Below are 11,179 nucleotides of genomic sequence, written 5' to 3'. Positions count from 1 at the left end.
CTTAAATCACTTGATTTGACTTAATCGTTATTTTTAGCAGTTGTTTTGCGTTTTGCTCTTATCTTTTGTTTTTTCACTACTTCACTGGTGATCCAACCATCTTCAACACGTGTTTTTAATGGATCGCCCACTTTCACTTGTTTGGTGTTTTTCAGCACTTCTCCAGACGCTGTCTCACTAATAGTGTAACCGCGAGAAAGTGTTGCGAGAGGGCTCACGCTTTCTAAACGAGAACAGCTAATAGCAAACTGTTCACGTTGACGAGATAGCTGTTGTGAAATACTTTCTCGCATACGGTAGATCAACAGCTGTTGTTGGCGAAGTAATGCTTGAATTTTTGAGTTAGGTGCTTGGTAATTAAGACGTTTTTGTAATTGTACCTGTTGATGTTGCTTAGTTTGTAATAGTCGCTGAAAACTAGAAATTAAGCGCTGTTGTGTTGAGGCTAAAACATTTTGCTGACGAGCAAGGCGCAAATGAGGGTGCTGTTGTTGTAAACGATGATGGAGTTGTGTTATTGCGCGAAGCTTTTTCGCTAAATAGTAATCCATTGCCATTTCAAGGCGTTGTTGTTGAGATTGCAATTGGCGTAATAGTTCAAGTTTATTACGACTGATTAACTCAGCAGCTGCAGAAGGCGTTGGGGCCCTAAGGTCGGCAATAAAATCGGCAATAGTAACGTCGGTCTCATGGCCAACTGCACTCACAATAGGAATTTCGCTGGCAAAAATAGCACGAGCAACACGTTCATCATTAAATGCCCAGAGATCTTCTAATGAGCCACCGCCACGACCGACAATTAAAACGTCACACTCTTTACGATGGTTAGCCAGTTCAATAGCATGAACAATTTGCATAGGAGCTTCAGCACCTTGCACCGCGGTTGGATAGATAAGTACAGGCAAAGAAGGATCACGACGACGAAGAATATTTAAAATATCGTGTAGTGCTGCACCTGTTGATGACGTGATAATACCAATTTGTTTGGCGGGTGATGGCAGAGTTTTTTTATGAATGGCATCAAATAAACCTTCTGCGCTGAGTTTCTGTTTTAACAGCTCAAATTGTTGTTGTAAAAGTCCGTCACCCGCAGGTTGCATACTTTCAACAATCAATTGGTAATCACCTCGTGGTTCATACAATGTAATTGTTGCACGCACTAAAACTTGCTGACCATGTTGAGGACGAAAATTTACTTTGCTATTTTGACCACGAAACATCGCCGCTCTAATTTGGGCATGAGTATCTTTTAACGTAAAATACCAGTGTCCAGAAGAGGGTTGAGTAAAATTGGAAATTTCAGCGCTGATCCAAATGCGACCCATTTCCATTTCTAATAACTGGCGAACGGTCTTATTTAGACGGCTAACAGTAAAAATATTATTGTTTATCGGTAGTGTCATGTGAGCCAGATCAAATTTTAAAACAAAGACTTAATTGATTGATACTACCTAAGTTCGTGGCAGGATCAATAAAAATTTTGAAAAAAAGCTAGAAGCAACCGATTACGGTGTGTATAATTCCGCGGCAATATTTTCTATTTCCTAAAAGCCGCCTTGGTGAGATATTGCTATGTTACGAATTAAAAAAGAAGCACTTACATTTGATGATGTTTTGTTAGTTCCTGCACACTCCACTGTTCTTCCTAATACTGCCGATTTATCAACTCAACTGACTGAAACTATCCGTCTAAATGTTCCTATGCTTTCTGCTGCAATGGATACTGTGACTGAAGCGCCTTTAGCTATCGCATTAGCTCAAGAAGGTGGAATTGGCTTTATCCACAAAAACATGTCAATCGAACGCCAAGCTGAAGAAGTTCGTCGTGTGAAAAAACATGAAAGTGGTGTGGTCACTGATCCTATCACCGTAACACCAGAAACTTCTTTACGCGAAGTTCAAGCAATGACAGAACGCAATGGCTTTGCAGGTTACCCTGTTGTCACTAATGATAACGAATTAGTCGGTATTATTACTGGTCGTGATGTTCGTTTTGTGACTGATTTAGATCAACCTGTTACTGCAGTAATGACACCTAAAGATCGCTTAGTAACCGTTCAAGAAGGTGAAGCCCGCGATATCGTTATGCAAAAAATGCATGAGAAACGCGTAGAAAAAGCGTTAGTGGTTGATAATCACTTTCACCTGAAAGGTATGATCACAGTAAAAGATTTTAAAAAAGCAGAACGTAAACCTAATGCTTGTAAAGACGAACATGGGCGTTTACGCGTTGGTGCTGCTGTTGGTGCGGGAGCAGGTAATGAAGAGCGTGTGGCCGCATTAGTCGCGGCAGGTGTTGACGTTTTACTTATCGACTCATCACATGGCCATTCCGAAGGGGTATTACAACGTATTCGTGATACTCGTGCTTTATATCCTAACTTACCTATTATTGGTGGTAATGTTGCAACAGCAGAAGGTGCTTTAGCACTGGCAGATGCTGGTGTTAGCGCAGTTAAAGTAGGTATCGGCCCTGGTTCAATTTGTACAACACGTATCGTAACAGGTGTTGGTGTACCACAAATTACGGCTATCGCTGATGCGGTTGAAGCACTGAAAGATCGCAATATTCCTGTTATTGCTGATGGTGGTATTCGTTTCTCTGGTGATATCGCGAAAGCATTAGCAGCAGGTGCGGCTTGTGTTATGGTGGGTTCAATGTTTGCAGGCACAGAAGAATCTCCAGGCGAAATCGAACTATTCCAAGGTCGTTCTTATAAATCATACCGTGGCATGGGTTCATTAGGCGCGATGTCTAAAGGTTCATCAGACCGTTATTTCCAAACTGATAATGCAGCAGACAAATTAGTCCCAGAAGGTATAGAAGGTCGTGTTGCTTATAAAGGTTTATTAAAAACTATTGTTCACCAACAAATGGGCGGTTTACGTTCGTGCATGGGTTTAACAGGTTGTGCAACTATTAAAGAATTAAATACTAAAGCTGAATTTGTTCGCATCAGCGGTGCGGGCATTCAGGAAAGCCATGTTCATGATGTTACTATTACAAAAGAATCACCTAATTATCGCTTAGGTATGTAATTTATTCCGAGAAAGGCTTGTTGTACTGATACGGGGCAAGCCTTTCAACTTTATGACTTTATCTGTTTTGGAATTCACCACAAATGACAGCAAATATCCATAATCATCGCATTCTTATCCTTGATTTCGGTTCACAGTATACGCAGCTTATTGCTCGTCGTATTCGTGAAATCGGTGTTTATTGTGAACTCTGGGCATGGGATGTAACCGAAGAGCAAATTCGTGAATTTAATCCTAATGGTATTATTTTGTCTGGTGGTCCTGAAAGTACGACAGAAGATGACAGCCCTCGTGCACCAGAATACGTATTTAATGCAGGCGTTCCAGTACTAGGCATTTGTTATGGCATGCAAACGATGTCGATGCAATTAGGTGGCGATGTCGAAGTTTCTGGTGAGCGTGAATTTGGTTATTCACAAGTTGAGATCCGTGAAACCTGTGCATTATTCCGCGATATTCAAGACTCAGTAAGTGAAGATGGCAAACCATTATTAGATGTATGGATGAGCCACGGCGACAAAGTAACTGCTATCCCTTCAGATTTCGTCACAGTCGCAAGCACTGAAACCTGCCCGTTTGCAATTATGGCCAATGAAGAAAAACGTTTCTATGGTGTTCAATTCCACCCAGAAGTGACACATACTCACCAAGGCTTAGCTATTTTAAAACGTTTTGTTTTAGATATCTGTGGTTGTGATGCATTATGGACTTCGGCTGCAATCATTGAAGACACCGTTGCTCGTTTGAAAGAGCAAATTGGTGATGATCACGTTATTTTAGCGTTATCAGGTGGTGTTGATTCATCTGTTACCGCGTTACTCTTAAATCGAGCAATTGGCAAGCGTTTAACTTGCGTATTTGTTGATAATGGTTTGCTGCGTCTAAATGAAGCAGAACAAGTGATGGAAATGTTTAAAGGTAAGTTTGACCTTAACATTATCCATGTTGAAGCTGAAGATCGCTTCTTGGCTGCACTGAAAGGTGAAAGTGATCCAGAGAAAAAACGCAAAATAATTGGTCATTCTTTTATTGAGATTTTCGATGAAGAAGCGGTTAAACAGCCACAAGTTAAATGGTTAGCGCAAGGTACTATTTACCCAGATGTCATTGAATCCGCGGCATCTGCAACGGGTAAAGCACACGTGATTAAATCACATCATAACGTGGGTGGCTTACCTGATGACATGAAATTGGGTTTAGTTGAGCCATTAAAAGAGCTATTTAAAGATGAAGTTCGTAAAATTGGCCTAGAGTTAGGTTTACCTTACGATATGCTTTATCGTCATCCATTCCCAGGCCCAGGTTTAGGGGTTCGTGTATTAGGTGAGATCAAAAAAGAGTACTGTGATTTATTACGTCGAGCGGATGCTATTTTTATTGAAGAACTGCATAAAGCTGATTTATATAACAAGGTCAGTCAGGCGTTTACTGTGTTCTTACCTGTACGTTCAGTCGGTGTAATGGGTGATGGCCGTAAATATGATTGGGTCGTTTCATTACGCGCAGTTGAGACGGTAGACTTTATGACGGCACATTGGGCACATTTACCGTATGACTTCTTAGGACGTGTTTCTAACCGTATTATCAATGAAGTAGGCGGAATTTCCCGTGTTGTGTATGATATCAGTGGTAAACCACCAGCAACGATTGAGTGGGAATAAAATACCGTTTATCAGCAATAGTTGATAAAGGTTAAAAAACCAAGAGCCATCAGTAAGTTACTGGTGGCTTTTTTGTTTTCTATGGTTGGTAATGGTTGACAAGAACCGAAAAAAATGACGGTATATGTGGCGGTGTCATTTATAAATAAAAATAATTTCAACCAAACACCGTCGCAATAAAACCTATTTTTTGACGGTGTTTTGCCGAAAGGTGGAAGCATGCTGACCGATACAAAACTAAAAAGCTTAAAGCCACAAGAGAAACTTTATAAAGTGTCTGACAGAGATGGTTTATACGTGGCAGTCAATACTGGCGGGACTTTATCGTTTCGATATGACTATCGATTTAATGGGAGAAGAGAGACGATATACTTTGGTAGTTATGGTCCTGACGGTGTTTCTTTGGCTAAAGCGAGAGAAATGCTAATTGAAGCTAAAAAGCTCTTAAATGCAGGTATATCACCGGCTTCGAGAAAACGTGACGGTGTGGAGTCGAAAAAGAACAAGACGGTGTTTCGTGAGTATACCGTCAGATATCTTAATGATACCCAATATGCCGACTCTACAAGGGCCATGAAAGAAGCGATTATTGAAAAAGAAATCTATCCCGTATTCGGTAAGCTTCAACTAGAAGAGATCACCACACCACGGCTGAGAGCATTGTGTGAAAAGATAAAAGATAGGGGCGCAAAAGCGACTGCATTACAAGTGCGTGAGATAGTTGGCTCTGTTTTTACTTATGCCATAGATAGAGGTTATGAAATTAGTAACCCAGCAGATGCAATAAAGGCATCTTCGATAGGGACTTTTCAGGCACGAGAAAGGGCAATATCACCGAAAGAAATCGGTATCTTATTTCGTGAACTAGAAAACTATAGTTGTTATCCAACCTTAAAATTGGCCGTTAAATTTGTCTTGCTGACATTAGTCAGAAAGTCTGAGTTTATTCACGCCACATGGGATGAAATAGATTTTAAAAATAGGCAATGGGTGATCCCTAAAGGGCGAATGAAGGGGAGAAAAGAGCATGTTATTTATCTCTCTGACCAGGCAATGGATATCCTAACTGGTATGAAAGTTTGCGCCATGGGAAGCAATTACTTAATGCCTGGTCGATATGATATTAAAAAGCCTCTTTCTAATGCTGCATTGAATAACGTGATTGATGGCACCGTAAAACGTATCAATGAAAAAGGTATTGAGTTCGAACCGGTTACTGTTCACGATTTACGACGCACGGCAAGCACGCTATTGCACGAAGCAGGTTATAACTCAGATTGGATAGAGAAATGTTTAGCACACGTTCAAAATGGCGTTAGAGCCGTTTACAACAAAGCTGAATATGCTGAACAGCGCAGGAAGATGTTACAAGAGTGGGCTGATATGGTGGATGAATGGATAAAAGAGAAAGATTAACGCTCGGTCATTCTTCGCCAAGTGTTTTATAAGCAAGTAGTGACGATAGATAAAGCACACCAACAACAGGCCAGATTGTGGAGTAAAACAGTCTGGCGACAATATTTTTTATATTGTCGCTTTCGTGTTTAGACTCTGAAAACAGATACCCAGCAAGCCATAAGTACACCGCTAATAATGTGAGTAAAATAATCATTAGCCGTTTTTCCTTTTGAACTGAGCGTGATCATCACCACACTCTTTAGAGCAATAAACGCTGTTTTCTGTTACAGGCTCTTCACGACACCAGATACAAAATCCCGTTAAGCTTTTTGCTGGTGGTTCTCTGTTTGCTAATGCGGTGTTGATTTGTAGAGCCGTTAAGTCATTAGCATCATCTGCGATATCAGGCATATTTATTCCTTACAAATAAAATGAGAGTTGATAAGTTCGATACTGTTGTTAGGACATTGATTGCCCCATGCATCCCAACCTTGTGACATGTCACGAGCGAATAGCTCAATGCGATTTACATCACCGTACAACTCTTCAAGACGGTTTTTTACTTCCCACGGCTTTTCGCTATGCTCACCTAAACAACTAAATACGATTTGCTTAACGCTAGCACTAATGCGCTGTAATCCATTACCTCGAGTAGCGATTAAAACATCTTCACTATTGGCTCTGGTGTAGTTACCTCCATTCATTTTTGTTTCAGCATCTAATAGTTCAAACAGGTCGTGATAATCAAATAACTCACTGTTTTGAATCGACTTATCAATTCGTTGCCATGCTAAAGGGTTAAACTTAATCCATGTAAAAGCTTTCATTGTGCGGACTTTAAAGCCCCAAGCTTCAGCTAATTTAATAGCCTCGAGTACAAAATTACCTGTATACACATGGCAAGAACTGCGTTATCAGATGCGATAGAATGAATAGGGATATGGGTTAAATTGAAGAGAGAAGTTGTTGGATAATGATTTTTAGCAGCACCGTTTGAAACTTTATTTTTGTAATCCCAAGGAGGATCACAATAGATAAGGTCGTATTTTTTCATTCGTTCCCTTTATAAAATGCTATCCAGTGTGTTTTATCGTTTTTCCCTACACGCTGAACAGTAGTTGGTTTTTCATTAGTTAAAGCTAATATTTGTTTAACTGGTATTTGAGTTTCATTCCACTTAAACAATAAGGTTCCATTTGGCTTTAACACACGAAATGCTTCACTAAACCCTTTTGATAAATCTTCTTTCCATGAGTCTTTATTTAACGAACCGTATTTTTTAAACATCCAGCTATTTTTGCCAACTCTAATTAAATGAGGAGGGTCAAACAGCACTTGATAAAATGAATTATCTGGTAATGGAAGGTTTTTAAAATCAGAAATAATATCTGGTGTTATATTTAAAATTCTCCCGTCACATAAAATATGTTCTTCGGCTCTAATATCATTAAATAAAACACGGTCATCTTGTTTATCAAAATAAAACATGCGAGAGCCACAACACATATCAAGTATTGGCTTCATTGTATCCTCTGGATTTTAGGTATAAAAAACCCTGCTAGTGCAGGGTGATGCTATAAACTTTTACAGTAATCTTTGAAATCTTTTACACATAAATCAATTTTACATATAGACTCATCTATACTTAAAGAATTTAAATATTCGAGTATATTTATCCCGTTTTTACATGGAGATTTTAATATTAAAATTAAATTTTCAATGCATGTAGTTATTTGAATACTGTGTTTGTATAGAAATAGATAATTTTCTGAAATATTTATATTAACTGATGCGGAGTTTGAGTGTATAGAAGACAAGGATGAGCTATCAAATTTAAACATTCGAGCATTACCTAATTCTTTCCCATCTTCATCTTTTAAAATAAATGCATGTATATCATGACCACCAATATATTCTACAAATGAATTGTTGTTTTTGTCTAATAAGTTACGTAGTTTAACCAATTGAATTACTATTGTTTTTAGCTCGTCAGCATATGCAGTAAATATATTTAGATAACTAATAGATATTTCTTTTTGCCTTTTCTTTTCTGAGTTTTCTACATGTTTTTTTTGTAAAGAATAAACAGTAATGGTGGCAACTATACCAAATGTAGACATAAAACTGAAAAACGTACTCCATTTGTTATTGTCGTCAATATTCCAATAAAAGAATATAGCGAAAGTTACCACCATCAAAACAATTACCGCAACAACAAGGAACGTTAGCCATTTTTTACTCATAACTCCTCCTTAATTAAAGCAGAAATCATACTCACATCCATGTGACTAATCCACTGTCAAAACACCTCCTTAATTCACATTTATTTGCTTTAATGCCTCACGAATAGCGTTTAATCGTGATTCCATTCGCCAATAGTCGGGGTTTTCTTGTTTAGGCCATGGAGCTAACCACGGATCATCTCCAAGAAGATCACCATATTTATTAAATGGGTCACAACTAAGTACATCCTGTTTTATATCATCCCTATATTCAGCATCATCAAACATGCTACGAGCTTCAAACTCGTTAATATCCTTATTCTTTCTTAACTCGATTATTTGCTTTCTGACAAATGCAATATTTTCTTTATTATCAGCGTCAATTTCCCTTTCTAAGCTTGAATCTAAACAACCAATCCAATATTGGTTTGTTATCCATAATAAAAACTCAGTAAGAGACATTCCCATGCCACCCCAGTAACATGACCATGACTTTCCAAACTCACTAATAGTCACTCGACCTTGACGGTTATTACCGTAATCTTCAAGGTAAACATGGATAGGGTCGTGTCGCTCAAGATCTGTTATTACTAACTTAGTAACTTGAGATTGTTCAATTTTCATCACTCCACCTTTTTAAACTCAATAACCCATCCCCATTCGTTGCTTACCCAGCTGTCTTTTCCGTATATATCTATCCATATTTGAGCGAACCATGAACGCGAAAAATCAGGGAAATCATACTCACGCGATACAGCGTCAATGGAAGCGTGATTTTGTGGTGCGCCTTCTTTCATTGCGTCTTGCTGTGATATTTCCTGAACCTGTTGCAACCAAATATCAGTAATTTCAATTTTTCCTTTGATATTACCGTCCTTGTTTGCAATGTTGATAATGTCGCCAATCTCACCATACGGGCAATCAACATCAACAAATCCATGCCGCCATGCTGCGCATACTTGCTCTGATAGTGTGTAATCATCTTGCCATGCGCTAAGATAGCGTAACCCATCTTCGGTTACTTTTGGTTGTGGTTTAATCGGCCTGCGTGTCTGCGTTTTTCTGCCATCTATGACAGCCTTTAGCATTACATCGTTAAACTTGATTCTGTCTTTCATATTCATTCTTCCGCATTGCATCCTTACCAATAAACCATGACAGCCGTTGCTAAAAATGCACCTTTAACATCTTTGCTTGATTCATGGTAATACGCTGAATAACCAGGCTTGGGAACTGCTTTGAAATAACAAATATCTACCTTGTTGTATTTTTCCCAAAATTGGCGGTCACTCTCATCTATTTCCCCAGACTCAATGGCTGAATTAATCACCTCGTTGGCGGTATGTTCCCCTTTCATTAGTAGCGTTTGAATACTATCGTTGCTAATTTGTATAATTGATGGATGTTTCATCGTCATTCCTCTTCATTGCATCCTTACACTGAGTTCTTTGGTTAACGGGTAGGGGTTAGACGTTACTCACAAACTGCCCAGCTTCATTACGCTTACGTTCGGTGTAACACTTGGGTGTCTCTCTTGATTTAGCTTTCTTATCTATCCATTCATATACTTCATGAGCCTCCCATGCCACGCAACGCACCGACAAATACATACGCTTTGGAAAATCGCCTTTCTTCTCTAAGGTGCGAATAGTTGAACGAGAAAGCCCTGTTAGCTTTAAAACATCAGGCATACGAATAGGGTTGGTAGGTAATTTAATATTCATATTTAAACTCCTTGCGGAGCAGTACCGCTCCGCATTAAATAGGATCACTGGTATTCAGGGCGCATATCATCAAGCGTGATAGAGAAAGACTCGTATAACTCATCACCGAGTTTTCTTTTGCTTGATTTAAGTAGCTTGTCTACTTTTTCAAATGCTTCTGTGGCTTCGGGTGAGCCAGATTCAGGAAGTGAGTTAATAGAAGCTTCTAGGGTATTGCGTGCATCAATGCGGTGGTATGCCTGTACTGCTTTATTTTTTAATTCAGTAAATAGGTTGATCCCCATTTCATTTTTTAAGTTCTCAATTTCTGCACGAATATTTTTAGCTTCTTCGACAGTTTGAACATCATCAATAGCTAATCTAAAGGCTTCAGCATTGAACTTAGGGATAAACTCGCCTTGAGTCTCGTTTACCGGTTCAGCATTGATTGGCTGTTGCTGATTGGTGATTTCATTAATGCTTACACGTTCTTTCGGTGGAGTGATGTCTTTAATCGGACGATCTTCAAGTTCTTCTGGTGTATACACACCTAGGATAACTTCAGGGCAATAAAGACGGGCCCAATATTTTACAGCGAGATACGCTAACTGCTGTTTTGGGTTTGTTGACCAGAGAGGGGAATTGCGAGTAACGACACTAGATAGGTAAATTTTCTCTCCCCACGTAATTTCACTTTCACCACGAAGAATTGCCCCTACACGTATCCATAAACCATGCTCATCTGCATCAGTCCAATCACGAACACGAAATGAATAGTCTTTACCGTTTCGTTGTTTTGTTATTTCTTTGCTTTTGGTTAGTTTCTCCCAACCAGTTTCGCTATATTCATAATGAAAGCGCCCTTGAATAGCTGTTGAGCTTGATACTAAGGCGTTTACTAATTGCGCCTCATACCCAAGAACGCCATTAACGGTATAGGTTTTTTGAGCCACAACAAACGGGTTCATATCCCATTGCATCGCTTGCATGGTAATGGCTAAACAATCAGAATCGTTACCGCGCAAATGTTCGGGTACTGTAATTTTCCCTTTAGCCATTATTTTTGAAAACTCAATTAGGCTACTTAACTTATCAGGGTTGAATACTGCTAAGTTGTTACTCTGATCAATAGTGGCTACTTCTGACATAATATTTA

General features: G+C 39.1%; 13 protein-coding genes and 1 pseudogene. 3 read left to right on the top strand and 11 right to left on the bottom strand.

Going from position 1 to position 11,179, the window contains the following annotated elements; genetic code table 11:
• Positions 1–20 precede the first annotated feature (20 nt).
• Positions 21–1,403: an exodeoxyribonuclease VII large subunit gene (xseA, locus tag GWI97_RS13660; RefSeq protein WP_103004676.1), complete on the bottom strand. Its 1,383-nt coding sequence runs from the start codon at positions 1,401–1,403 to the stop codon at positions 21–23.
• Positions 1,404–1,572: 169 nt separating this feature from the next.
• Between xseA and guaB the strand changes: the two genes are divergently transcribed.
• The 3 genes from guaB (at position 1,573) to GWI97_RS13645 (ending at position 6,116) form a co-directional block, all read left to right on the top strand.
• A complete protein-coding gene (gene guaB, locus GWI97_RS13655) occupies positions 1,573–3,039 on the top strand; it encodes an IMP dehydrogenase (protein ID WP_036936121.1) in 1,467 nt (488 codons plus the stop codon).
• An 83-nt stretch (positions 3,040–3,122) separates the two neighbouring features.
• A complete protein-coding gene (gene guaA, locus GWI97_RS13650) occupies positions 3,123–4,700 on the top strand; it encodes a glutamine-hydrolyzing GMP synthase (protein ID WP_036936123.1) in 1,578 nt (525 codons plus the stop codon).
• Between the two features lie 219 nt (positions 4,701–4,919).
• On the top strand, positions 4,920–6,116 hold the full coding sequence (locus GWI97_RS13645) for a tyrosine-type recombinase/integrase (protein ID WP_161752050.1): 1,197 nt from the start codon (positions 4,920–4,922) through the stop codon (positions 6,114–6,116).
• Positions 6,117–6,123: 7 nt separating this feature from the next.
• Here the strand turns inward: GWI97_RS13645 and GWI97_RS13640 are convergent, their stop codons facing one another.
• From GWI97_RS13640 to GWI97_RS13595, 10 genes and pseudogenes are all read right to left on the bottom strand, one after another.
• Positions 6,124–6,312, bottom strand: a complete 189-nt coding sequence (locus GWI97_RS13640; protein ID WP_072064174.1) for a hypothetical protein — start codon at positions 6,310–6,312, stop codon at positions 6,124–6,126.
• Entirely contained in the window at positions 6,312–6,509 is a 198-nt protein-coding gene (locus tag GWI97_RS13635; protein WP_161752049.1) for a hypothetical protein, read from the bottom strand. The genes GWI97_RS13640 and GWI97_RS13635 overlap by 1 nt, the downstream gene beginning before the upstream one ends.
• Before the next feature lie 2 nt (positions 6,510–6,511).
• A pseudogene (locus GWI97_RS13630) lies at positions 6,512–7,152 on the bottom strand (MT-A70 family methyltransferase).
• The gene (locus GWI97_RS13625) at positions 7,149–7,622 is read right to left on the bottom strand and encodes a class I SAM-dependent methyltransferase (protein WP_161752048.1); all 474 of its coding nucleotides are present in this window, start codon (positions 7,620–7,622) and stop codon (positions 7,149–7,151) included. Before GWI97_RS13625 ends, GWI97_RS13630 begins: the two are co-directional and overlap by 4 nt.
• Before the next feature lie 50 nt (positions 7,623–7,672).
• A complete protein-coding gene (locus GWI97_RS13620) occupies positions 7,673–8,341 on the bottom strand; it encodes a hypothetical protein (RefSeq protein ID WP_161752047.1) in 669 nt (222 codons plus the stop codon).
• Positions 8,342–8,410: 69 nt separating this feature from the next.
• Positions 8,411–8,944 carry a hypothetical protein gene (locus GWI97_RS13615; protein ID WP_161752046.1) on the bottom strand — a complete coding sequence of 178 codons (534 nt, stop codon included), beginning with the start codon at positions 8,942–8,944 and terminating at the stop codon, positions 8,411–8,413.
• Positions 8,944–9,438, bottom strand: a complete 495-nt coding sequence (locus tag GWI97_RS13610; protein ID WP_161752045.1) for an ASCH domain-containing protein — start codon at positions 9,436–9,438, stop codon at positions 8,944–8,946. The genes GWI97_RS13615 and GWI97_RS13610 overlap by 1 nt, the downstream gene beginning before the upstream one ends.
• Before the next feature lie 23 nt (positions 9,439–9,461).
• The gene (locus GWI97_RS13605; protein WP_161752044.1) at positions 9,462–9,731 is read right to left on the bottom strand and encodes a hypothetical protein; all 270 of its coding nucleotides are present in this window, start codon (positions 9,729–9,731) and stop codon (positions 9,462–9,464) included.
• Between the two features lie 55 nt (positions 9,732–9,786).
• The gene (locus GWI97_RS13600; RefSeq protein WP_161752043.1) at positions 9,787–10,044 is read right to left on the bottom strand and encodes a helix-turn-helix transcriptional regulator; all 258 of its coding nucleotides are present in this window, start codon (positions 10,042–10,044) and stop codon (positions 9,787–9,789) included.
• A gap of 44 nt (positions 10,045–10,088) precedes the next feature.
• On the bottom strand, positions 10,089–11,171 hold the full coding sequence (locus GWI97_RS13595) for a RecT family recombinase (protein WP_161752042.1): 1,083 nt from the start codon (positions 11,169–11,171) through the stop codon (positions 10,089–10,091).
• Positions 11,172–11,179: the final 8 nt, after the last annotated feature.

This window comes from Proteus sp. G2300 (assembly GCF_009915965.1).
In the GTDB taxonomy this organism is placed as follows: Bacteria; Pseudomonadota; Gammaproteobacteria; order Enterobacterales; family Enterobacteriaceae; genus Proteus; species Proteus vulgaris.
Note: the sequence above shows the minus strand (reverse complement) of the source record. Positions and strands in the feature narration are given on the sequence as shown.

What these genes read in the sequence shown, in the direction of transcription:
- xseA (WP_103004676.1), bottom strand. Translation starts at nt 1,403, where the DNA reads ATGACACTACCGATAAACAATAATATTTTTACTGTTAGCCGTCTAAAT.
- guaB (WP_036936121.1), top strand. Translation starts at nt 1,573, where the DNA reads ATGTTACGAATTAAAAAAGAAGCACTTACATTTGATGATGTTTTGTTA.
- guaA (WP_036936123.1), top strand. Translation starts at nt 3,123, where the DNA reads ATGACAGCAAATATCCATAATCATCGCATTCTTATCCTTGATTTCGGT.
- GWI97_RS13645 (WP_161752050.1), top strand. Translation starts at nt 4,920, where the DNA reads ATGCTGACCGATACAAAACTAAAAAGCTTAAAGCCACAAGAGAAACTT.
- GWI97_RS13640 (WP_072064174.1), bottom strand. Translation starts at nt 6,312, where the DNA reads ATGATTATTTTACTCACATTATTAGCGGTGTACTTATGGCTTGCTGGG.
- GWI97_RS13635 (WP_161752049.1), bottom strand. Translation starts at nt 6,509, where the DNA reads ATGCCTGATATCGCAGATGATGCTAATGACTTAACGGCTCTACAAATC.
- GWI97_RS13625 (WP_161752048.1), bottom strand. Translation starts at nt 7,622, where the DNA reads ATGAAGCCAATACTTGATATGTGTTGTGGCTCTCGCATGTTTTATTTT.
- GWI97_RS13620 (WP_161752047.1), bottom strand. Translation starts at nt 8,341, where the DNA reads ATGAGTAAAAAATGGCTAACGTTCCTTGTTGTTGCGGTAATTGTTTTG.
- GWI97_RS13615 (WP_161752046.1), bottom strand. Translation starts at nt 8,944, where the DNA reads ATGAAAATTGAACAATCTCAAGTTACTAAGTTAGTAATAACAGATCTT.
- GWI97_RS13610 (WP_161752045.1), bottom strand. Translation starts at nt 9,438, where the DNA reads ATGAAAGACAGAATCAAGTTTAACGATGTAATGCTAAAGGCTGTCATA.
- GWI97_RS13605 (WP_161752044.1), bottom strand. Translation starts at nt 9,731, where the DNA reads ATGAAACATCCATCAATTATACAAATTAGCAACGATAGTATTCAAACG.
- GWI97_RS13600 (WP_161752043.1), bottom strand. Translation starts at nt 10,044, where the DNA reads ATGAATATTAAATTACCTACCAACCCTATTCGTATGCCTGATGTTTTA.
- GWI97_RS13595 (WP_161752042.1), bottom strand. Translation starts at nt 11,171, where the DNA reads ATGTCAGAAGTAGCCACTATTGATCAGAGTAACAACTTAGCAGTATTC.